The 21,347-nt window shown below is 69.2% G+C and carries 23 protein-coding genes; 7 read left to right on the top strand and 16 right to left on the bottom strand.

From position 1 onward, the window contains the following. Positions 1-3: 3 nt before the first annotated feature. The 4 genes from ACWDSI_RS15605 to ACWDSI_RS15590 are packed head-to-tail and all read right to left on the bottom strand — an operon-like array spanning position 4 to position 2,704. Positions 4-528 carry a barstar family protein gene (locus ACWDSI_RS15605; protein WP_449757093.1) on the bottom strand — a complete coding sequence of 175 codons (525 nt, stop codon included), beginning with the start codon at positions 526-528 and terminating at the stop codon, positions 4-6. Further along, the gene (locus tag ACWDSI_RS15600) at positions 525-1,073 is read right to left on the bottom strand and encodes a ribonuclease domain-containing protein (RefSeq protein ID WP_449757092.1); all 549 of its coding nucleotides are present in this window, start codon (positions 1,071-1,073) and stop codon (positions 525-527) included. The genes ACWDSI_RS15605 and ACWDSI_RS15600 overlap by 4 nt, the downstream gene beginning before the upstream one ends. Beyond that, positions 1,073-2,083: an N-acetylglutamate synthase, CG3035 family gene (locus tag ACWDSI_RS15595; protein WP_449757091.1), complete on the bottom strand. Its 1,011-nt coding sequence runs from the start codon at positions 2,081-2,083 to the stop codon at positions 1,073-1,075. Before ACWDSI_RS15595 ends, ACWDSI_RS15600 begins: the two co-directional genes overlap by 1 nt. A gap of 9 nt (positions 2,084-2,092) precedes the next feature. After that, positions 2,093-2,704 (bottom strand): peptide deformylase, encoded by a 612-nt coding sequence (locus ACWDSI_RS15590; RefSeq protein WP_449757090.1) that lies wholly within the window; start codon positions 2,702-2,704, stop codon positions 2,093-2,095. 205 nt (positions 2,705-2,909) lie between these two features. On the opposite strand from ACWDSI_RS15590, the gene ACWDSI_RS15585 reads away from it, so the two are divergent. The 4 genes from ACWDSI_RS15585 (at position 2,910) to ACWDSI_RS15570 (ending at position 5,712) form a co-directional block, all read left to right on the top strand. Next, a complete protein-coding gene (locus tag ACWDSI_RS15585) occupies positions 2,910-3,263 on the top strand; it encodes a DUF3263 domain-containing protein (protein WP_449748715.1) in 354 nt (117 codons plus the stop codon). 46 nt (positions 3,264-3,309) lie between these two features. Beyond that, the gene (locus ACWDSI_RS15580; protein WP_449748716.1) at positions 3,310-3,786 is read left to right on the top strand and encodes a LytR C-terminal domain-containing protein; all 477 of its coding nucleotides are present in this window, start codon (positions 3,310-3,312) and stop codon (positions 3,784-3,786) included. A gap of 118 nt (positions 3,787-3,904) precedes the next feature. Next, positions 3,905-4,576: a superoxide dismutase family protein gene (locus tag ACWDSI_RS15575; RefSeq protein ID WP_449757089.1), complete on the top strand. Its 672-nt coding sequence runs from the start codon at positions 3,905-3,907 to the stop codon at positions 4,574-4,576. 8 nt (positions 4,577-4,584) lie between these two features. Then, positions 4,585-5,712: a glutamate--cysteine ligase gene (locus tag ACWDSI_RS15570; protein ID WP_449757088.1), complete on the top strand. Its 1,128-nt coding sequence runs from the start codon at positions 4,585-4,587 to the stop codon at positions 5,710-5,712. Between the two features lie 135 nt (positions 5,713-5,847). Here ACWDSI_RS15570 and mnhG read toward each other — a convergent pair whose 3' ends face one another. Genes mnhG through ACWDSI_RS15540 form a run of 6 tightly spaced genes read right to left on the bottom strand, consistent with a single transcriptional unit; the run spans position 5,848 to position 12,324 of the window. Then, on the bottom strand, positions 5,848-6,180 hold the full coding sequence (gene mnhG / locus ACWDSI_RS15565) for a monovalent cation/H(+) antiporter subunit G (RefSeq protein ID WP_449748719.1): 333 nt from the start codon (positions 6,178-6,180) through the stop codon (positions 5,848-5,850). A 22-nt stretch (positions 6,181-6,202) separates the two neighbouring features. Then, entirely contained in the window at positions 6,203-6,466 is a 264-nt protein-coding gene (locus ACWDSI_RS15560) for a monovalent cation/H+ antiporter complex subunit F (protein ID WP_449757087.1), read from the bottom strand. Beyond that, complete coding sequence (locus ACWDSI_RS15555) at positions 6,463-7,239, bottom strand: Na+/H+ antiporter subunit E (protein ID WP_449757086.1); 777 nt, start codon at positions 7,237-7,239, stop codon at positions 6,463-6,465. Before ACWDSI_RS15555 ends, ACWDSI_RS15560 begins: the two co-directional genes overlap by 4 nt. Continuing rightward, positions 7,236-8,846 carry a Na+/H+ antiporter subunit D gene (locus ACWDSI_RS15550; protein ID WP_449748722.1) on the bottom strand — a complete coding sequence of 537 codons (1,611 nt, stop codon included), beginning with the start codon at positions 8,844-8,846 and terminating at the stop codon, positions 7,236-7,238. Before ACWDSI_RS15550 ends, ACWDSI_RS15555 begins: the two co-directional genes overlap by 4 nt. Further along, positions 8,843-9,424: a Na(+)/H(+) antiporter subunit C gene (locus tag ACWDSI_RS15545; protein ID WP_449748723.1), complete on the bottom strand. Its 582-nt coding sequence runs from the start codon at positions 9,422-9,424 to the stop codon at positions 8,843-8,845. Before ACWDSI_RS15545 ends, ACWDSI_RS15550 begins: the two co-directional genes overlap by 4 nt. Further along, positions 9,421-12,324, bottom strand: coding sequence for a Na+/H+ antiporter subunit A (locus tag ACWDSI_RS15540; protein ID WP_449748724.1), 2,904 nt, complete (start codon positions 12,322-12,324; stop codon positions 9,421-9,423). The genes ACWDSI_RS15545 and ACWDSI_RS15540 overlap by 4 nt, the downstream gene beginning before the upstream one ends. A gap of 116 nt (positions 12,325-12,440) precedes the next feature. Between ACWDSI_RS15540 and ACWDSI_RS15535 the strand changes: the two genes are divergently transcribed. Continuing rightward, positions 12,441-12,851, top strand: a complete 411-nt coding sequence (locus ACWDSI_RS15535) for a hypothetical protein (RefSeq protein ID WP_449757085.1) — start codon at positions 12,441-12,443, stop codon at positions 12,849-12,851. Between the two features lie 119 nt (positions 12,852-12,970). After that, positions 12,971-13,462 carry a hypothetical protein gene (locus tag ACWDSI_RS15530; RefSeq protein WP_449757084.1) on the top strand — a complete coding sequence of 164 codons (492 nt, stop codon included), beginning with the start codon at positions 12,971-12,973 and terminating at the stop codon, positions 13,460-13,462. Between the two features lie 165 nt (positions 13,463-13,627). Here ACWDSI_RS15530 and ACWDSI_RS15525 read toward each other — a convergent pair whose 3' ends face one another. The 4 genes from ACWDSI_RS15525 to moeA form a co-directional block, all read right to left on the bottom strand. Continuing rightward, positions 13,628-15,958, bottom strand: coding sequence for an AAA family ATPase (locus ACWDSI_RS15525; protein WP_449757083.1), 2,331 nt, complete (start codon positions 15,956-15,958; stop codon positions 13,628-13,630). Beyond that, positions 15,955-17,004 carry a CDP-alcohol phosphatidyltransferase family protein gene (locus ACWDSI_RS15520; RefSeq protein WP_449757082.1) on the bottom strand — a complete coding sequence of 350 codons (1,050 nt, stop codon included), beginning with the start codon at positions 17,002-17,004 and terminating at the stop codon, positions 15,955-15,957. The genes ACWDSI_RS15525 and ACWDSI_RS15520 overlap by 4 nt, the downstream gene beginning before the upstream one ends. Before the next feature lie 10 nt (positions 17,005-17,014). Continuing rightward, positions 17,015-17,803, bottom strand: a complete 789-nt coding sequence (locus ACWDSI_RS15515) for a phosphatidylserine decarboxylase (RefSeq protein ID WP_449757081.1) — start codon at positions 17,801-17,803, stop codon at positions 17,015-17,017. A 146-nt stretch (positions 17,804-17,949) separates the two neighbouring features. Then, a complete protein-coding gene (gene moeA, locus ACWDSI_RS15510; RefSeq protein ID WP_449757080.1) occupies positions 17,950-19,185 on the bottom strand; it encodes a molybdopterin molybdotransferase MoeA in 1,236 nt (411 codons plus the stop codon). Positions 19,186-19,284: 99 nt separating this feature from the next. Between moeA and ACWDSI_RS15505 the strand changes: the two genes are divergently transcribed. Continuing rightward, positions 19,285-20,085 carry an HAD-IIA family hydrolase gene (locus ACWDSI_RS15505; RefSeq protein ID WP_449748731.1) on the top strand — a complete coding sequence of 267 codons (801 nt, stop codon included), beginning with the start codon at positions 19,285-19,287 and terminating at the stop codon, positions 20,083-20,085. A gap of 209 nt (positions 20,086-20,294) precedes the next feature. Here ACWDSI_RS15505 and ACWDSI_RS15500 read toward each other — a convergent pair whose 3' ends face one another. Both ACWDSI_RS15500 and ACWDSI_RS15495 read right to left on the bottom strand, forming a co-directional pair. Beyond that, positions 20,295-20,771, bottom strand: coding sequence for an SRPBCC family protein (locus tag ACWDSI_RS15500; RefSeq protein ID WP_449757079.1), 477 nt, complete (start codon positions 20,769-20,771; stop codon positions 20,295-20,297). Positions 20,772-20,865: 94 nt separating this feature from the next. Next, positions 20,866-21,294, bottom strand: a complete 429-nt coding sequence (locus ACWDSI_RS15495) for a DUF350 domain-containing protein (protein WP_449757142.1) — start codon at positions 21,292-21,294, stop codon at positions 20,866-20,868. Positions 21,295-21,347: the final 53 nt, after the last annotated feature.

The following is a 21,347-nucleotide window of genomic DNA, read 5'->3' as shown; positions in this document are numbered from 1 at the left end:
GGTTCAGCCTGCGACGACTGTGACCGCCACTCGCGCGTCCTGCCAGCGGGATTCCAGCGCCCTGCGACGGTCGGGCGGTGCGCTCAGCAGCGTGGCGAACGTGGCATGCGGAATCGCGTTGTCGCGGTAGTGATCCCGGTAGTGACCCAGCGCCCCTCCGAACCAGCGCAGTTCGCCCGGTGCGGCGGCGAGCAGGCGGTCGGCGTCGTCGATGACGGTGAGGTACCCGGCGGGAGCGCGCGTTCCCTCAGAGAGCGCGGTGCCGTCGAGGTCTCGCATGCAGTCGTCGAACGCGTCCTTGTTGCGCCCGAAGTAGTCCGGGAAATCCCAGCCGCGCGCGTACTCGTCGTACAGGCCGGCGATCGTGCTCATCTGCGTGCCGTCGAGGGTGCGCACCTCGAATCCCGCAGGCTGCGGCGGTGACGTGTCCTCGATCCATACGCCCACCGCGGGCCCGTGGCGACGAGCGCCGATGAGGAAGCGCGACAACGTGATCGGGCTGTGGGTGCGGTCGTGGTGGGCGGTCATGTGGGCCCCCGGATCAGGATGAAGGTGTTGTAGTGGTCGGCGGTGTACCAGGCGGAACCATCGCTGCCGGTGACGATGCGTTCGGCGTCGCGGCCCTGACCGGACTTCTTGCGGTTGACGTCCCACTCGCGGTAGGCGATCCGGGTGCCCGACGCGTTCGTGCGGGGGAGATGACCTTCGTTGTTGCCGAAGGAGGTGCCGCCACGCGTGCCGGGGGAGTCGGCGGGTGGCCAGTCGCCGGCGTCGATGAGCGCGAGCGTGCGGGTGACCCGCGCCGGCACCGCGCTCGAGGGCGCCGTGCTCGGCGGCGACGTGGTGGTCCCGCTGGTGCGCGGCCCTGTGGTGTGGGGCCCTGTGGTGTGGGGCCCTGTGGTGTTCGGTGCTGTGTGTGCGGTGGTGGTCTGTCCCGCGGTCGGGGACCCCGGTTCGCCGGAGTGGTCGATGAGCCAGGTGATGGCCACGACCACGCCGATGATGACGAGCGCCACGGCGGTGATCAGGGCTTGCCGACGACGCTGGGCGACGGTCGGTGTGCGCGCGGGCATCAGGGTGTCCCGGACGTGATGCGCAGGTACTCGTAGGTGTGATGCAGTGCGAAACCGCGTCGGCGATACCAGTTTCCGGCGACCCTGTTCTCGACCTCGGTCTGCACGTAGACCACCGTGGCGCCCTGCGCCGTGCCCCAGCCGATCAGGCGGGACATGATCGCGTCGCCGATACCGCTGCGCCTGCGGCCCGGTGCCGTCCACAACGCCGTGACGCCGAGCCGGTGCGCGCCGTCGGGCGCGCTGGTCACGCTCGCCCGCCCGGTGCCGACGAGGGTGCCGTCGCCGTCGGTGACCGAGGCGACGGTCACGGGCCCGTCGGAGGCGCTGACCACCCGCGTCACCGTCTCGGCGTCGGCGCGCTCGCCGCCGTAGGCGCGTATCCAGGCCGGCGACGGCTGCGCGGCAAGGTCCACCGCGGCCCCCGACGTCACCGCCGGATAGCCGTCCACCGGCCGGGTGAGGACGTGGATGACTCCGCTCGCCGGCTCGCCGGGAAGGTGGCCGGTGGGCACCAGTCGGTCGGGCGCGGCGAGCAGCACGGGCAACCCGCGCGCCGCATACCATTCGCCGATCCGGCGCAGCGTGTCCGCATCTGCCCGCGCGGCACGGTCGGCGGGTACCGCCGAGTTGGCCCGGCGGGTGAACCCGCCGCCCGCGCGCACCAACCAGCCGTCGATCCACTCGGATTCGATTCCCCGCCAGGCGCGCGCCGCCGCGTACTCCAGGTTGCGGATCTCACTGTTGCGCACCGGCCGGGCCGTGAGCAGCCGCACCGAGGTGATCGCGTCGCGCGGTATCGACTCGGTGATCCCGTTGCGGGAGATCAGCAGCGGGTCGCCGTCGTCGACGAGAAATCCGGTGACGTCCGACAGTGTGGGCGAGGCGGGTGTGCGCGGTGCCGGATTGGGAGCCGGTCGCCAGTCGGCGGGACCGCCGGCACCGAGCCGGTACCGCACCACCACACGGTCACCGACATAAGATCCCTCGGCACCGGATCCCTCAGGCATTGGTCGCGCTCAGTCCACGTCGTCGTCGTGGCCGAACGGGTCGGCGGTTGTCCCGGGAAGCCAGGTGAGGCCGGGAACACCCCAGCCCGCCTTCTTGATGGCCTTCTTCGCGGCGCGCGCGTTGCGTCCGATGAGGACGTCGACGTACAGGAACCCGTCGAGATGGCCGGTTTCGTGCTGCAACATGCGGGCGAAGAAGTCGTGTCCCTCGATCGTCACCGTCTCGCCGCTGCGATCCACACCGGTCACGCGCGCCCACTCCGCCCGCCCGGTGGGGAACTGTTCTCCCGGCACCGACAGGCATCCCTCCACGTCATCGTCGGGGTCGGGCATGGTCTCGGGGATCTCGGAGGTCTCGAGCACCGGGTTGATCACCTCGCCGCGCCGGCGCCCGCCGGCGGTGCGCTCGCGGTCGGGGCAGTCGTAGACGAACATCCGCAGGCCCACACCCACCTGATTGGCGGCCAGGCCCACTCCGTGTGCGGCGTCCATGGTGTCGTACATGTCGTCGAGCAGCTTCACCGTCTCGGCCGACGGGCGGCCCTCGGCGTCGAGTTGCACCGGTTCGGTGGGCCGGTGCAGCACCGGTTCGCCGACGATGCAGATCGGTAGTACAGGCATGGGATGCAACATTACTGCGCGCCGGTGAGCGGCCGCGCCGGCCCGGGCGAGTCACACCGGCTCCCCACGGCCCCCGTGGTTAGATGGCTACGAACCACACCGCTGTCATTCGCATTCCACATCGACGCGAGCGGCAGCGGTCGGCAAGGGTTACTGGTCGAAGAGATCCCGGGGCGCAACCGGGGGGCGATCTTGAGGGAGCGAGATGGACGGCGCAGCAGCGCGTAGCCAGAAGCAGGGCGATCACCCCACACCCGACCCCGCCGCCGGACAGGCCGCGACGGATCCGCACGAGGTGGGTCCGGATGGACTGTCGCGTCGCGAGCACGACATCCTGGCGTTCGAACGGCAGTGGTGGAAGTACGCGGGCGCCAAGGAAGAGGCGATCAAGGAATTGTTCGGGCTGTCGGCCACCCGGTACTACCAGGTGCTCAACGCACTGGTCGACCGGCCCGAGGCGCTGGCCGCCGACCCGATGCTGGTGAAGCGGCTGCGCAGGCTGCGCGCATCGCGGCAGAAGGCCCGCGCGGCGCGGCGCCTGGGGTTCGAGATCACCTGAACGCTGGTCGGGGCATGGTGCAGGACGTGCGTTAAGGTCGTCGGTGATGAACCCTGATCGCGAGCCGAATCGTCTCCCGTTGCGGGCCGGTGCCATGCTGCTCATCGCCGTGGCCATTGTCTTCGTGGCACTGGGATGGCACTCCGCGGCGACGTCCGGCCAGAATCCCGACGAGGGACTCGAGGCCGCCGGGTCGAGCGCACCGAAGGCTTCCCCCACCGCCACGTCGCCGTCCGTGGCGGCCGGGGCCGCCCGCCTGTGCGTGATCAACGCCGGGTCGATCACCGGACTGGCGTCCGAGGTCAGCAATGACCTGAAGCAGAAGGGTTTTCGCACCGCCACCCCGACGAACTACTCGGGGAGCAGCTTCACCGAGAACACCATCTTCTACGACGATCCCACCCAGCAGGCCGAAGCCAAGAAGGTGGCCGACGCGCTCGGCAACGACGCGAGCGTCGAGGAGCGTCCCTCGTCGTTCACCATGTGCCGCGACGGGATACCTGTCGTGGTGGTGACGAGATGAGGGGCCTTCTCCAGTCGCGGCGCGTGAACGGGACACACTATTCTTCCGGCGGGGTGCACGCCCGGCCGCATCGCACGGCCCACAACGGATTCACCCACAACGGATTCATAGGAGCGACATGACCGGCAGTAGGAAACCTCGCACGACGACGCTGCGCACCCTCGCGGTGCTCGCCTCGGCGGGTGCGATCGGCCTGGCCCTGGCCGGATGCTCCGTCGACGAGTCCTCCACGTCGGCCCCCGGCACCACCCCGTCCGTGGTGACCGGCAACCAGGCACCTCCCGGTGAGGTCGACGATGCCGATCAGGTCCCGAAATCGGGCGCGGAAACCGCGGTCGCGAACCTCGTCGACACCAAGGGCAACACCGTGGGTGAGGCCACCTTCACCCCGTCGGGTTCGTCGGTGAAGGTCGACGTGCGCGTCACCAAGGGGCTTCCGGCGGGCTTCCACGGAATGCACATCCACGAGAACGGCGTGTGCACCGCCGGGGGCGACCAGCCGTTCTCCTCGGCCGGCGGGCACCTCCAGGTCGACGGCAACACCTCGCATCCGTCCAGTGGCGACCTGGTGTCGATCAACATCCTCGCCGACGGCACCGGCGAAACCATCACGTCGACCGACGCGGTGACGCTCGAGCAGATCACCGGCAAGGCCATCGTCATCCACGAGAAGCCGGACAACTTCGGCAACATCCCCAATCGCTATGCCCCCGCACCCGACGCCGAGACCCTCAAGACCGGTGACGCCGGCAGTCGGATCGCGTGCGGTGTGATCACGGTCAAGGGCTGACCCCAACGGTGGCGCCGCCGTCCATCGAGTTTCACGGATCGCCGAATCCCACCCTCGGCGTCGAATGGGAGTTCGCGCTCACCGACAAGCGGACCGGTGATCTCGCGAACTCTGCTGCCGACCTGTTCTCCCTTGTGGCCGAACGCTTTCCGGAACGCGGCGGCAAGATCCACAAGGAGTTGCTGCGTAACACCGTCGAACTGGTCACCGGCATCTGCACCACCACCGCCGAAGCGGTCGACGATCTGTCGGCGACCCTCGACGTGGTCCGCACGCTCACCGAGGATCTCGGCGTCGACCTGTACGGGGCGGGCACCCACCCGTTCGCCGAGTGGTCCACGCAGTTGCTCACCGAGGGACATCGGTACGCGGAACTGATCAACCGCACCCAGTGGTGGGGTCGGCAGATGCTCATCTGGGGCGTGCACGTCCATGTGGGCATCGACCGCCGCGACAAGGTGCTGCCGATCCTCTCGTCGCTGCTGAACTACTACCCGCATCTGCTCGCGCTGTCGGCGTCGTCGCCGATGTGGTCGGGTCAGGACACCAGCTACGCCAGCAACCGGGCCATGATGTTCCAGCAGCTACCCACCGCGGGGCTGCCGTTCCAGTTCCAGACGTGGACCGAGTTCGAGGGATTCGTCGCCGACCAGAAGACCACCGGCATCATCGACCACATCAACGAGATCCGGTGGGACATCCGGCCGTCACCGCACCTGGGCACCATCGAGGTCCGGGTGTGCGACGGGATGACCAACGTGGCCGACCTGTCGGGCATCGTCGCGTTGATCCACTGCCTCGTCGTCGACCTCGACCGCAGGTTGTCGGCGGGTGAGACGCTGCCGCAGATGGCGCCGTGGCTGGTGCAGGAGAACAAATGGCGGGCCGCCCGCTACGGCCTCGACGCGATCGTCATCCTCGACTCGCACTGCAACGAACGGCTGGTCACCGACGATCTCGCCGACGTGCTGCGCCGGCTGGAACCGGTGGCCGCCGACCTGGGCTGTCTCGACGAACTCGCGCGGGTGGCCGTCATCGCCGACGGCGGCGCCAGCTACCAGCGCCAGCGCGCGGTCTACGAGCAGACCGGCGACATGCGGGCCGTGGTGGCCTCGGTGGTCGACGAGCTGGGCTGAGGGGGCGCGACACGACGCACGGACGTCAGCAGCGAGTGCGGTCGTCCTCCCGCGCCTCTGATTCCTTCCCGCGCATGTAATCGACGACGCGGGAAGGAAAAAGAGCCGCGGGAGCCGTGTCGAGACAGTCCGAGCTCAATCCACATCCCCACGTTCCAACTGATCCTGCGCGATCAGACCGTCGCGCGCCCGCTGCTCCTGATAGACCAGCCGTCCGATGCGCTGGGCCACCACCGGCGCGGTGATCAGCGCGAACAGTCCGGTGAGGATCAGCATCCCGACGTCGACACTGCCGCTGAGCCGAATGCAGGCGCCCACCAGGACCTGCAGCAGCCCGAAGGTCTGCGGTTTGGTGGCGGCGTGCATCCGGCTGAGCGTGTCGGGGAACCGCAGCACCCCGATCGACGCGGTCAACGCCATCAGCGCGCCGGTCACCAAGAAGATCGAACTGACGATGTCGACTACCACCGGCCCACCCCCGGCCCGCAGATCATTGCTGATCATCCCGTACGCGGAAGCGGGCGATGGCGATCGACCCGACGAAGCTGACCAGCGACAACGCGACGATCGCGGGCACCACGGTGGTGTCGCGGCTGTACGCCGCCCACACCGCCAGACCGCACATCGCCACCGCGATCAGGGTGTCGAGTGCCACCACCCGGTCCAGCGTGCTCGGGCCCATCAGGATGCGCGTAGTGGTCAGTACGGCCGCGACGAGCAGGCACCCGGTGACGACGAACCACACCACCGTCATGAGTTCTCCTCCCCGGTGAGCGCGATGCGTTCGGTGACGCGAACGTGGTGATAGTTGTCGTCGATGCCGTGATACGGGCTCGGATGCCACTCGCTGTCACGCTCGAACGCCTTGATGAACATGCGCTCGACGAACTCGATCTGTTGGTAGAAGGAGCGGACCTTCTTCTCCGAGCGGACGTCGAAGACGTGCACGTAGAGCATGCGACGCAGATGGTCGATCTCCAGCACCATCGTCCCGGGTACGAGGTTGAGATAGTCCACGGCCAGGGTGAGCACCATGTCGGATTTGATGGCCACCCGCACCCGGATCACCGCGCCCATCGGCCGGTAGCCGGGTCGCAGCGCGGCCACCGCCACCTGCGCGCTGGACACGAAGAAGTCGATGACCAGGCGGGTGACGAGCCGGATCACCGACAAGGGGTGAATCCGGCCCTCCACCGGTACCCGCGGCAGCGGCAGCAGCAGCTGGATGGCGATGCCGAGCACCACGCCGGCGATGACGTTGGCCCACGAGAGCGTGCCCCACAGCAGCACCCACACGAAGGCGAGCCACGCGATGGTCCACAATCGCACCGCGACCTCACGCGAGTCGCTGCCGAGCCACGACGGGATACGCAGGTGCTCCCGCAACCAGACCAGCGCCTTGACGGTGTTCCAGAACAGGAACAGTAGCGACACCCGCCAGGCGTTGACGATGAATGAGCGCACCGGGCCCTTGCCGGGTGCGCGGACCGGGGTCGGCCGGGTGGGGCGAGGTGAGTCGTCGCTCATCGGTCACCACCTCCCAACACGGACTCGATGTACACGCCGCGGTCGGTGATGTCGGCGGCGGCGCGGTCGGTGAATCCGAGGATCGGGCCCGCCCAGAAGGTGAGTGCCAGGCCCGCGGCCACCATGATCACGGTCGGCACCACCATTGTCACCGGCATCCGGCCCACGTCCTCGCGGTCGTCGAAGGCGACGTCGGAGCGCTCGTCGATCAGCGCCGACGGAGTGCTGTCGGCAAGTGAGCCCTCGGGTGCGTCGGCCCGGGGCCGCCAGAACGCCTTGGTCCACACCCGCGCCATCACGTACAGCGTGAGCAGGCTGGTGATCACCGACCCGGCCACCAGAATCCAGGCCAGCACCGACCCGTCGGTGGCTCCCGCCTGGATCAGCGCCACCTTGCCGATGAAACCCGAGAACGGCGGTATACCGCCGAGGTTGAGTGCTGGAATCAGGAACAGCCCGGCCAGCAGCGGGCTGGCGATCAGACCACCGAGACGACGTAGCGACGCCGATCCGGCTTGCCGTTCGATCAGACCGACCACCAGGAACAACGTGGTCTGCACCAGGATGTGGTGGGCGACGTAGAAGATGGCCGCCGATGTCCCGATCACCGACGACAACGCGATGCCGAAGATCATGTACCCGATGTGAGATACCAGCGTGAACGAGAGCAGACGTTTGATGTCGGACTGTGCGATCGCACCCAGGATGCCGACGATCATCGTCACCAACCCGGCCACCATCAGCACGTTGTCCATCGAACCGCCGGGGAACAGCAGCGAGTGCGATCGGAGGATCGCGTAGACGCCCACCTTGGTGAGCAATCCGGCGAACACCGCGGTGACCGGTGCCGGCGCCGTGGGATAGGAGTCCGGCAGCCACGACGAGAGCGGGAACACCGCCGCCTTGATGCCGAACGCCACCAGCAGCACCGCGAACAACGCGTTGCGGGTGCCCTCGGGTACGTGGTCGAGGCGCAGCGACATCTCCGCGAGGTTGAGGGTGCCGGTGGTGGCGTAGGCGAACGCGATGCCGGACAAGAAGACCAGCGACGACACCATCGACACCATCACATAGGAGGCGCCCGCGCGGACCCGTTCGCGGCTCGCGCCGACGGTGAGCAGCACGAAGCTCGCCGACAGCAGGATCTCGAAGGACACGAAGAGGTTGAAGAGGTCGCCGGCGAGGAACGAGTTGCACACGCCGGCGCACAGGATCAGATAGCTCGGCAGGAAGATCGACACCGGCTGCTCGGACGTGCCGTCCCGGATACCCTGCCCGATCGCGTACAGCACCACGCACAGCAACACCGTGCTGGACACCACCAGCATCAGCGACGCGAGCTGATCGACGACGAGGGTGATACCGAGCGGACCGTTCGGGAAGCCCTTGGATCCCCATCCGCCGATGCGCACCGAAAAGGTGCCGTAGGTGTTGGTCAGGTAGAGCATCATCGCCGACGCGGCGAGCGCGGTCGAGATCGCCGACACGGTCACGATCCGCTGCAGCAGCGGACGTCGCCCACCGAGCAGGGTGACGGCGGCGCCGAGCAGCGGCACCAGGGTGGGCAGGACGATCAGGACGGGAATCCACGAGGGTTGCGGGATCATCGGTCACCGCCGGACTCGTCGGTCTCTTCGAGGCCGATCTCGTCGATCACCTCGTTGTCCGACGGCATCAGGTCGGTCTCGATCTTCATCCGGTGCACTTCGGCGTACTGTTCGGGGGTCAGCGGGTTCCCTTCGTCGTCGAAGAGGTCGCCCGCGCCGGTGTCGGCGCCGGTCAGCGGGTCGTCGCTGCGGTCGCGGTCGGGTGCGGTGCGCAGGTCGCCGTGGCGCAGCTTGCGGTCCTCGGTGTCGTCCTCGAGGTCGTCGTCGTCACGGTTGAGGACGAACAAGCGGTACACCAGGGCGAGGATGAACGCCGCCACGCCCATGGTGATGACGATGGCGGTGAGCACCATCGCCTGTGCCAGCGGGTCGGCGTCGTGTGGTCGGTTCTCCGATTCGCGGCCCAGGATCGGTGGATCGCCCATGGCCCCGGAGATCACCAGGATCATCAGATTGATCGCGTTGCCGCACAGCAGCAGCCCCAGCAGCATGCGGATCAGGCTGCGTTCCATCAGGAGGTAGGCGCCGCACGCCGCGAGCACGCCCGCCACGATGAGCAGCCCCAGGTTCACGTTCACGAGCCCGCCTTTGCGCTCGTGGTCAGCACCGACCCGGCCGCCACGGGGTTCTCGACGTCCAGACGCGCACCGAGGCTGCGCAGGATGTCGAGCACCAGGCCCACCACGATCAGGTAGATGCCCAGATCGAAGAACAGCGCGGTGACCAGTTTGATGTGGCCCAGCACCGGGACGGTGATGGTGAACACCGCCGAGGACAGCGCGGGCGCACCCAGGAACAGCGACGTGGCCGCCGTGCCCGCCGAGATCAGCAGACCCGCGCCGAGGAAGGTGCCCGGTTCCACCGGCAGCGCCTCGCCGAGTTCGTAGCGTCCGCCGGCGAGGTACCGCAGCACCAACGCGAGTCCCATGGTGAGACCGCCGGCGAAGCCGCCGCCGGGCGAGTTGTGACCCGCGTAGAAGAAGTACACCGACAGCACCACCATGGTCGGGAACACCAGTCGGGTGGTCACCTCCAACACCATCGAGCGGTGTCGGGGATCGCGGAACTCGCTGCCGAGCAGCCACGTGGTGCGGTCGGGCGGGATCGGATCGTCGTCGTCGGAACCGTTGGCGATCGCGACGAGTCGTGCGGCGTCGGCCACCCGCGGTGCGGCGCCGAAGCGGCGGTTGCGAAACACCATCGACGCGACGCCGGTGGCCGCGACGATCAGCACGCTGACCTCGCCGAGGGTGTCCCAGGCGCGGATGTCGACGAGGAGCACGTTCACCGCGTTCGCCCCGTGGCCCCACTTGTAGGCGGCCTCCGGGATGTCGACGGCCAGCGGCTGTCCCGTGCGCGCCGCCGCGGCGAACAGGCCGACCACGACGAGCATCGTGCCGAACGCGATGCCGATGAGTGCACGCAACGGTTTGAAGCCGGTGGCGTGGCGCGGTTCGGGTTCGGCGGGCAGCTTGCGGAGCACCAGAACGAAGATGACGAGCGTCAGCGTCTCCACCAGGAACTGGGTGAGCGCGAGGTCGGGGGCGCCGTACAACGCGAACAGCACGCCGCAGCCGTAGCCGGTGACCCCGACGACGAGGGTGGCCGCGAGCCGGTTGCGCAGGATCGGGGCGGCGATCGCGGCGGCCACCATGATGCCGCCGACCACCAGTTGTGTCGCCGAATCGAATCCCCGCGGGGTCAGCCGGTCGCGGGCGCCGAGGAACAGCACGATGATCGGGAACACGATCGTCGTCGACAGGATCACACCCTGCGTGATCGGCAGCGACCCTCGCTGGGTGTTGCGGGTGACCATCAGTGAGAGGGTGTCGGCGCCGCGCAGGGTGGCGTCGTAGATGCGGTCGGCATTCAGCAGCGGCCGGTAGCGGAAGAGCAGGTCGCGCATCTGCCTGATCAGCACGAACAGCGCCGCGCCGCCGACGATCACGATGATCGAGAACACCACGGGAAGCCCGAATCCGTGCCACATGGCCAGGTGCTCGATGCTGTGTCCATAGGTGGGCAACGTTTCCGCGTAGGGCTCCACGGCGTCGCCGATCAGTGGGCTGGCGAACCCGGTCACCACCCCGAGGACCGCGAGGACGGCCGGCGACAGGTAGAACATCGCGCCGGGCGGATGCATCTGGGCCACCGCGCGGCTGGGCAGGTGGCGGACCTTGCGGCCGAAGGCACCCCACAGGAACCGGCAGGTGTAGGCGAAGGTGAGCACCGAGCCGAGTAGCAGCACGATGTCGACGGCGTGCGCCTGCCACGGCTGCAGCGATCCGGTGTCCCAGACCGACGCGAACGCGGTCTCCTTGCCGACGAAACCCATGGTGAACGGCAGACCCGCCATGCTGGCGCCGGCGAGCGCGGCGATGACGGCCAGCCACGGCAGCCGATGGCCGAGGCGGGCGAGTTTGCGGACGTCGCGGGTGCCGGTGGAGTGGTCGATGATGCCGACCACCATGAACAGCGACGCCTTGAACATGGCGTGCGCGAGCAGCATCGCGAGCGCGGCCATCGCGACGTTCGCGTCGCCCATCCCGAACAGCACCGCGAGAAAGCCGAGTTGGGAGACGGTGCCGAAGGCGAGGATCAGTTTGAGGTCGAGTTCGCGCAACGATCGCCAGCCGCCCAGCATCATCGTGAACGCACCGAGACCCACCACCATCACCTGCCAGCTGGTCAGCACCGCGAACGGCGGCGCCAGCCGAGCGATCAGATAGATGCCCGCCTTGACCATCGCGGCGGCGTGCAGGTACGCGCTGACGGGGGTGGGCGCGGCCATGGCGCCGGGCAGCCAGAAGTGGAACGGGACGATGGCCGATTTGCTGAGCGCGCCGACGAGCACCAGGATCACCGCGACGTCGAGGTAGATGCCGGCGTCGGGCGGGTTGGCCACCAGATCGGAGAGCAGGTAACTGCCGCTGCGCTCGCCGAGCATGACGATGCCGACCAGCATCGCCAGGCCGCCGAGGGTGGTGACGAGTAGTGCCTGCGTCGCCGACCGTCGTGCTGTCGCGCGGATGCGATAGAACCCGACGAGCATGAACGACAAGACCGTCGTCAGTTCCCAGAACACGTAGAGCACCAGCATGTTGTCGCTGGTGACGAGCCCGAACATGGCGGCGGCGAAGGCGATCATCTCGCCGCCGAACACGGCGACCCGCGGGCGCGCGTCGTCGAAGTAGTGGGCGCAATAGCAGAGCACCAGCGCACCCACACCCAGGATCAGCACCGACATGATGGCCGAGAGGGTGTCCATGCGCAGGACGATGTCCATGTGCAGGGTCGGCGCCCAGCTCAGCGTTTCGACGTCGGCCGGTTGATGCGCGTCGGGCCAGTTCGCGATGACCCAGATCAGCCCGCCGAGAGGTGCGAGCGCCAGCACGTAGAAGCCCCGCGTACCGATCGCGCGGATGATCGCAGGTGCGATGAGCGCACAGACGACCAAGCCGGCCAACACAATCAGCAAGGGCACTCCGTCTTCGTGGTCCCGGCCTGTGTGTCCGGGCTTCTGCGTCCGGGTCTTCGGTCTCCGGCGGGGTGTCGTGGGCTCCTGGGCCCAGCCGCTACTTTACCGTTGCAACCATGTTCCGGTTCGTCGGCATCGTCGTCGCTGCGCTCGCCTGCGCGCTCCTCGTCGGTGGTTGCTCGTCGGATGAGCCCGACCAGATCAAGGGTGTGCCGCTGCCCGCCGACTTCCCGCGCGCGCAGGTGCCGCTGATCGATGGGACCGCGCTGAGCGCGCAGGGGGATCGCAAGTCGGGGTGGACGCTGACCATCCAGGCGCCCGCCACCGACACCAACGTTCTGGACAAGGCGGTGCGCACCCTGACCGACGCCGGTTACTCCGAGTCGCAGCGCACCAATGACGGCGGGCAGTCGGTGGTGGTGCTCTCCGCCGACAAGGACGCCACCACCTATTGGGTGCAGGTCGGGGTGTCGCCGGCCGCGGCGGCGGGAGCATCCGCCGTGTTCTACCAGGTCACCGCCGGTTGACCCGATTGGGTGCGGCCTGATCGCTCACAGGTAACCCGAAGGAGTCGGGCAGTACCGCACAAGCCGTCGTCGGCACTGTGGATCTCTACCAGCCACATTGCCGAAAGTGGGTATTCACGATGTCCGCACCCACCTCCCCGACGCCCGAGCATCCCGACGCCGGTGGTGTCACCGTCGCGGAGCCGCAGCAGAGCACCGAGCCGTATCCGAACCATCAGCAGCCGTATCAGCCCGCACAGCCCTATCAGCCCGGGCCCGCCGGGTTCGGGCCGGTGTCTGCCAAACTCAAGAACGCCATCATCGCCGGCGGCATCGGGTTGGCCGTCGGATTCGGTCTGCTCGGGTTCGGTGCCGGCTACGTCGTCGGGCACGAGAACTCGTCCGGATCGCAGAACTCCTGGCAGCGCGGTCCGGGCATGAACGGCGGTCCGCGTATGAACGGCGGTCCGGGTATGGACGGGCAACTGCCCGGCGGCTCGAACGGTCAGATGCCGCAGATGCCGGGGATGGGCCAGAACGGCCAGACCCCGAACGGCCAGAACCCGCAGGCCCCCACCCAGAACCCGCAGGCCCCCACCCAGACGCAGCAGGCTCCCACCCAGACCAGCTGAGTCGAGCGTGCCCAGAATCCCGTCGAGCGTGCCCGGAATTCCGTCGAGCGTGCCCGGAATCCGGTTGAGCGTCCCCGGAATCCGGTTGACCGGGCCCAAGTGGGCACGCTCGACGCGCGAGTGGGCACGCTCGACGCGCGAGTGGGCACGCTCGACGGGGAGAGGTCAGTCGAGGCGGCGCTGCGCGTAGGCGCTTAGGTTTTCCACCTGGTCCGGGTCGAGGGATGGTCGTACCCGGGTGCGCGCATCGGCGATGTCGTCGGCGGTGACCGTTGCGGCGTCGATGTCGCGTCGCATCGCGGCCAGCGCCGCCTCGCGGAGCAGTGCCGAACAGTCCGCGGCGGAATATCCGTCGAGGTCGGCGGCCAGCGCGTCGAGGTCGATGCCGTCGGCAAGTGGCACCTTGCGGCCGGCGGTGCGCAGGATGTCGGCGCGCGCCGCGGCGTCCGGTGGCGGCACGAACACCAGCCGTTCCAGGCGGCCGGGGCGCAGCAGCGCCGGGTCGACGAGGTCGGGCCGGTTGGTGGCGCCGAGCACCACCACGTCCTGGAGTGGTTCGACGCCGTCGAGTTCGGTGAGCAGCGACGCGACGACGCGGTCGCCCACCCCCGAGTCGGTGGACTGTCCCCGGCGCGGGGCCAGCGCGTCCACCTCGTCGAGGAAGATCAGCGACGGCGCGGATTCACGCGCCCGTTCGAAGAGGTCCCGCACGGCCTTTTCCGACGACCCGACCCACTTGTCCATCAGTTCGGCACCCTTGACCGTGTGCACCGACAGTCGGCCCGACGCAGCCAGCGCACGTACCACGAACGTCTTGCCGCACCCCGGCGGACCGAACAGCAACACACCGCGCGGCGGGTCCACCCCCAGCCTGGTGAACGTGTCGGGATGCTGCAGCGGCCACAGCACCGTCTCGGTGAGCGCCTGCTTGGTCTCGGTCATGTCCCCGACGTCGTCGAGGGTGATCGACCCCACCGCCACCTCGGGGGAGTCGAGTCGCGACACCGGCCGGATCACTTCCAGCGCACCGAGCAGATCCTCGTGGGTGAGGGCGGGTTCGGTGGCGTCGGCGGTTGCGCGGGCCGCGGCCCGCAGCGCGGCCTCGCGGGCCAGGGCCGCCAGGTCGCCGGCGACGAATCCGGGGGTGCGTGCCCCGATCGTTTCCAGGTCGAGGTCACCCTCGGTGGGCACGCCCGCGAGGATCGCGCTGAGCAGTCGCGCCCGCAGCGCCGCATCGGGCAACCCGACCACGAGTTCACGATCACAGAGGTCCGGTGCCCGCAGCCGGGTGTCGAGGCGTACCGGTTCGGCGGTGGTGGCGATCAGCGCGATACGCGCAGCGGCGTCCCCGTCGGCGGCGATCGCCGCCCGCAGCGCATCGAGGATCAGCGTCGACACGGGCTCCGGGTCGGCGGGCAGCAGCGCGTCGGCGTCGGTGATCAGCAGCACCCCCGCGCCGTCACCGCGCAGCGCGGCGATCGCATCGGTCACGACGCGCAGCCGGGCGGTCGCCTCCAGCGCACCCGCGGTGGGGCCGTCGATCGCGATCAGGGTGCGATGCGCGCACACCGAACGCGCCAGCGTGGCCTTTCCCGCGCCCGCCGGCCCGGTGATCAGCACACCGAGTCGCGGCACCGCCCCGAGTTTGCGCAGCACCTCGGGCTCGTCGAGCGTGATCGACAGCCACTCGGTGAGTTTCGCGATCTGGTTGTCGACGCCCACCAGCTCCGACACCGGTCGCACCCGCGGCGCCGCCGACCCCGCGCCGGGAACCGACACCGACCGCACCCCATCCGCCACCGCAGCCCCGCTTCCCGCAGCCCCGCTTCCCGCAGCCCCGCTTCCCGCCGCCCCGCTTCCCGCCGCCCCGGTCCCCGACACCGGCGCGGCCACCATCGACCGGGCCGCCGCAACCCCGCCCGTCGGCGCGGCACCATCGGCCCACAGCACCGCCGTCGACGGTTGCACGCTCACCGGCCCGTCCGGGTCGGTGGCGGTCACGGTCAGCAGCTCGTTGGTCCAGGTGATGCCGACGGCGAGGGTCAGCGTCCGCGTCGCCGACCCCGCGGTGAGTTCGGGACCCAGGTCGCGCGGCAACAGCGACACGGTGTCGCCGACGGAGAGCACCTTGCCGAGCAGTGCGCGGCGCAGTGTCGCCTCGTCGACCCCGCGGGCGGCCAGGCGCGATCCGCTCACCCGCACCCGCGTCGCCCCCTGCACCACCACCGGGCCGATCACCACCGACGCGTTCTCCCGCACCCCCGCGTTGGAGAACGTGATGTCGTCGAGCAGTGCCGTGCCGGTGGGCGCGTCAGCCGCGGTCGCGGCCACCACCGCCGCGGTCACACGGGCGCCGGTGATGGCAATGCCGTCCCATTCCCGCAGGCCGAGGGCGGTGAGCACCTCGGGATGCACACGCACGATGCCGCGCCGGGAGTCCGCCGCCGACGGATTGATCCGTGCGGTGAGGGTGAGCTGGTTGGCGCCGGAGGTCACGTCGGCTCGTCCGGGCTCGTCGACGTGGCCGGCTCAGCGGGTACCGACCCGGGTTCGGGCGGGCGCGGCGTGGGCTTGTGCAACCCGAGGCGTGCCTCCGACTTGCGGGGGTGCGGGCCTTGTCGTCGTGGCTGGCGTCGGGCGAGTGCGCGACGTTCCGCGCGGCGCTCACCGGGGGAGTCGTCCCAGAATTCCGGGCGGGCCTGCACCCACCGGCGGCTGCGCCAGGCGAACGGGATGTGCGCGGCGTAGGCCGCCACCGCGATGATCATCAGCACGTACGGGTAGGTGAGCAGCAGCGCCGCGGCGATCGCCACCACAATCAGCAGTCCTGCCATCGCCCGCGGCGGCACCGCGGTGGCCTTGAACGACGCGGTGGGTATTCGGCTCACCGCGAGGAATGCCACCAGCACCAGCCAGGTCCCGACCGCCGGCGGTGAGGTCCACCAACCGTCGCCGAACTGCTGTTGCAGTCCGATCGGCAGCAGCGCGACAATCGCGGCCGCCGGCGCCGGCACGCCGACGAAGAAGTCGCGGGTGTAGCGCGGCGCGTCGACGTCGTCGAGCAGGGTGTTGAAGCGCGCGAGCCGCAACACGATCGCGCAGCAGTACACCAGGGTCAGCAGCCAGCCGACGTCGGCGCCCTGCATCAGATGCAGGTAGATGATCAGCGCGGGCACCACGCCGAAGTTGATGGCGTCGGCCAGTGAATCGATCTCGGCGCCGATCCGGCTGGTGGCTCCCATCATCCGCGCCACCCGGCCGTCGATCCCGTCGAGCAGCGCCGCGGCCACCACCAGCGCCATCGCGAGATCGACGTTGTGGTTGGCCGCTGCGCGCACCGCGGTGAGGCCGGCGCAGATCGCCAGGATGGTGAGTGCCGACGGCACGAACATCCGGCTGGCCGCCGCCTGCCTGCGCAGCGCCCCGATTTCGTGCGCATCGACATCGCCCGGGTACCGGCGGGTGCCGTGTCCGGCCGGCGTGCGGTGAACGGGCGGTGTGCGGCGCACTGACGGGGTGCGTTCGGCCCGGTGCGGACTCATCGCGTCGCTCTCATCCCTCGCCGAGCACGGCGAGCGGGGTTTCGGCGCCGACGGTGCGCTGCCCGACGAGGACCCGCGGCGCGGTACCGCGCGGCAGATAGACGTCGACGCGTGAACCGAACCGGATAAGCCCGTAGGTGTCGCCGACGTGCAGCGTGTCGCCGACCCCCGCGTGGCACACGATCCGGCGTGCGATGAGACCCGCGATCTGCACCACCGCGATGTCGGTGTCCGGGGTTCCGGTGTCGGGGCTGTCGGTGTCGGGACTGCTGGCGCCGAAGTGGTTGGGCCGCAACACCATCGTGGTGCGCTCGTTGGCGTCGCTGGCTTCGGGAAGGTCGGCGGAGAGGAACTGTCCGGGCGTGTGGGTCACCGAGATCACGCTGCCGTCGACGGGCACACGCTGCACGTGTACGTCGAAGATCGACAGGAACACCGACACCCTGGGCCGCGCCGCGTCGCCGAGTCCCGATTCCGGCGGCGGTACCGCCTCGTCCACCAGGCTCACGGTGCCGTCGGCGGGGGCCACCACGACGTGCGGGGCGGCCGGCGGAACCCGTGGCGGATGCCGGAAGAACGCGGCACACGCACCGGCCGCCGCGGCGGCGGGCACGGCGATCCAGCGATGACGTCGGCCGGCCAGCGCGACGGCCGACGCACCGGCGACGAACGGCAGCCCGGCGGGATGGATCGGGGGTACCGTCTCACGGATCAGGGCGACGACGTGCGCGGGATCGAATGCTCCCGACGCTGCCGCTGCAGCGCCCGCTGGTGCGTCCGGTCGCGGGCGCCTGGCCACGTGTGAACCTCCCATGTCGGATCGGCCGGATTTCTCCGGCACTGCAGTTCAGCTTAGAGTGCCGACGCTGCCGGGGGCGATCAGGTGAATCCCGCAGGCAGGCAACACCGGCCCGGACGCCTGCTCGCACGCACCACAGCAGGGCGCTACAGCACGATGGTGTCGACGTCGCTGCCCGCGGGCAGCGCGGTGACGTCGGCGGGCACGTCGATCAGCACATTCGACGCCGCGAGATACCGCAGGTGATGGGATGCGGGCGGCCCGATCGGTTCGACGGTCCACGGCCCGTCACCGACGGGCGCGGCGAGCACGCCCCGCAGGAACTGGCGTTTGCCGCCGGGCGAGCGGATGTCGTGCGACAACCGCGCCGACTGCGTGGGCCGGTGGGGCGGCAGACCCATCGCCGCGCGCAGCGGCGGCCGGATGAACACCTCGAACGAGACCAGCGAACTCACCGGATTGCCGGGCAGCGTGATGATCGGCACCGCCCGACCGTCGGGTGCCCGATGATGTCCGCCGCCCTGCGGCATCCCCGGTTGCATCGCCACCTTGACGAATTCCACCGTGCCGCCGGCGTGCAGCGCCTCCTTGACCACCTCGTAGGCGCCGGCACTCACCCCGCCGGAGGTGATGATCAGGTCGGCGTCGCCGGACACTTCGTCGAGGCGGGCGAGGAAGTCGGCGGTGTTGTCGGGCACGAAGTGGACGTGGCGGGCCGCGGCCCCCGCCACGTCGGCCGCTGCGGTCAGCATGGCACCGTTGGATTCATAGATCTGCCCGTGCCGCAACGGTTTTCCCGGCTCCACCAGCTCCGAACCGGTGGACAGCACCACCACCCGCAGCGGCCGGAACACGGTCACCTCGGTGATGCCGAGCGCGCACAGGAGTCCCACCTGGGCGGGTTCGATCACGGTGCCGGCCGGCAACGCCGGTGCGTCGCGCTCGATGTCGGAGCCCGCGGTGCGGACGTGTTTGCCCGACGGCACCGCCGCGAGCATCCCGACCGTGCCGTCGGCGGCGAGATCGAACCCGGTGTCGGTGAGTTCCACCGGCACCACGGCATCGGCCCCGGCGGGAAGTGGTGCGCCGGTCATGATCCGCGCCGCGGTGCCGGGTGGCAGGGCGAGTTCGTCGGTGCGTCCGGCGGGGATGTCGGCGTCGACGGGTAACCGCGTCGGACTCTGCTCGGTGGCGGTGGCGACGTCGGCGGCGCGCACCGCGTAGCCGTCCATGGCGGAGTTGTCGAAGGGGGGCAGTGGAATCGGCGCGTGGATGTCGATGGCGGTCACCCGGCCCACGGCGTCGGCGACGCCGCACATCACCGGCTCGGGGGAACCGAACAATGCCGACACCGCTCGTTGATGGTCGCTGACCGATCGCATCCGCCCAGCATGCCATCGTCGCATCGGTGGCTGCGACGTGTACCGGTGATGACCGCCGCCCGTACTGCGGATGTCCCCGGGCGGCACTAGATTCGCACTATGACGCTGGGCGTGCTGTTGGACATCGACGGGGTGATGGTCACCTCGTGGCAGGCGCTGCCCGGCGCTGTCGACGCGATCAAGACGCTCGCCGACCGCGGCTATCCGCGGATGTTCCTCACCAACACCACGTCTCGCTCGCGGGCGCAGATCGCCGAGGCGCTCGGCAACTGCGGATTCGACGTCGGGGCCGACGAGATCCTCACCGCGGCCAAGCTCACCGCGGAGTTCCTCAGCCGCAACTATCCGCACCGCAAGACGTGGGTGCTCAACGAGGGTCCGATCGCCGAGGACATGACGGGTATCGATCTCACCGACGACCCGGCGGAGGCGCAGGTTATCGTGCTCGGTGGTGCGGGTCCGGTGTTCACCCACGCCGCCTTGTCGACGGTGCTGGAGAGAATGCTCGCCGGGGTGCCGGTGGTGGCGATGCACCGGTCGTTGATCTGGTCCACCAGCGCGGGCCTCTCGATCGACACCGGGGTGTACCTCGAGGGTCTGGAGAAGGCGGCCGGACGCAAGATCCGCGCGATCGGCAAACCGTCGCCGCTGGGTTTCCGGGCGGCGGTCGACGTGATGAATCTCGAGCCCACGCAGGTGGTGATGGTGGGCGACGACATGTACAGCGATGTGCTCGGCGCTCAGGCGTCGGCGCTGATCGGGGTGCTGGTGCGCACCGGCAAGTTCCGCGACGAGGCTCTACGGGCCCTGCAACGTGACGAGTTCGGCCCGATTCCCGACTACGTCATCGACTCGATCGCCGAGCTACCCCCGCTGCTCGAAAAGCTCGACACCCGCTGACCGCGCCCCCGCTCGCTGATTGAGCGCCCCCCGCTGATTAAGCTTCCCCCCGCTGATTGAGCCTGTCGAAATCACGCCCCCCGCTGATTGAGCCCCTCCCCGCTGATTGAGCCCCTCCGCGCTGATTGAGCTTGCCGAAATCACGCCCACCCGCTGATTGAGCCCCTCCCCGCTGATCGAGCGCCCTCCGCTGATTGAGCCTGTCGAAATCACACAGCCCCGGCCGTCGCCGACTCCGCGGCCTTCTTGACCTTCCCCAGCGTCTCGGCCATCCCCACCTTCAACTCGGCCTCGAACGAGTCGGCACCACCGAACACGAGATCCACCAGCGTCGACGACACCTTCGTCGTCGATCCGGCCACCTCGCGGCGTTCGGTGACCCGCACGCCGCCGGATTCGTTCGGGGTGATCGCGTAGCTCCACACCGTGTGGTTCTCGGCGACGCGGAATCCGATTTCCTGATTGGGTGCAAAGCGCACCACCTTTGACGTGGTCGGCCACACGAGTGCGCCCCGCCGGTTGATGTTGACGGTCCGGGTACCGAGCTTTACGGGGCCGCCGAGTACGAACATCTTCTTGCACTGCGGACTCCACTCGCCCATCCGCGCGAGGTCGGACAGCACGGCCCACACCTGTGCGGGCGTGGCGTCGATGTCGATGGACTCTTCGATCAGTTCTGCGGTCATGGTTGCCCCTCGTCGACGGTCGGTCGGTCGGGTGTCACCCTATGGGCCTATTGTCTGACCGTCAATAAGCAGCTTCCACGCTGGAGTGGAGGCCTCAGGAGATGAGGACGGCGGCGATCACGGCGCCGATGCCGACGAAGACGGACGCGGAGATCCAGCCTGCGGTGTGGGTTTCGTCGTCGAGCAGCAGCGTGCCCAGCTTGCCCGGGGTGAGCCAGTCGATGAGAACGAACGACCACATCATCACCGCGATGGCGAGCACCGCGTAGGCCAGCGTGTAGAGCAACGCACGCCACAGCACCAGCATGCTGGTGTCGAATGCGGAGCCCACCAACACCAGGCCGAGGCCCACCACCATCGACACGGTGAGCAACACCGCGTTGCGGTTGTGATCCACCCAAACCGCCTGCCGGAGACGACCGGGGGTCACCAGGTCGAGTGCGGCGAAACCCACCACCAGCAGGGCCACGCCCATGATGCTGAAGGACGCGCCCCAGGCCAGGTTGTGACGCAGCAACTCCACCCGGGTTCTCCCGTCGTCGACGCCGCGGAATCGGGACCGCGGAACTCTCACGA

The sequence above is a fragment of the Gordonia sp. NPDC003429 genome (assembly GCF_053588575.1).
The sequence above is the reverse complement of the archived record's forward strand: the minus strand, read 5'-3'. Positions and strand labels throughout refer to the sequence as shown.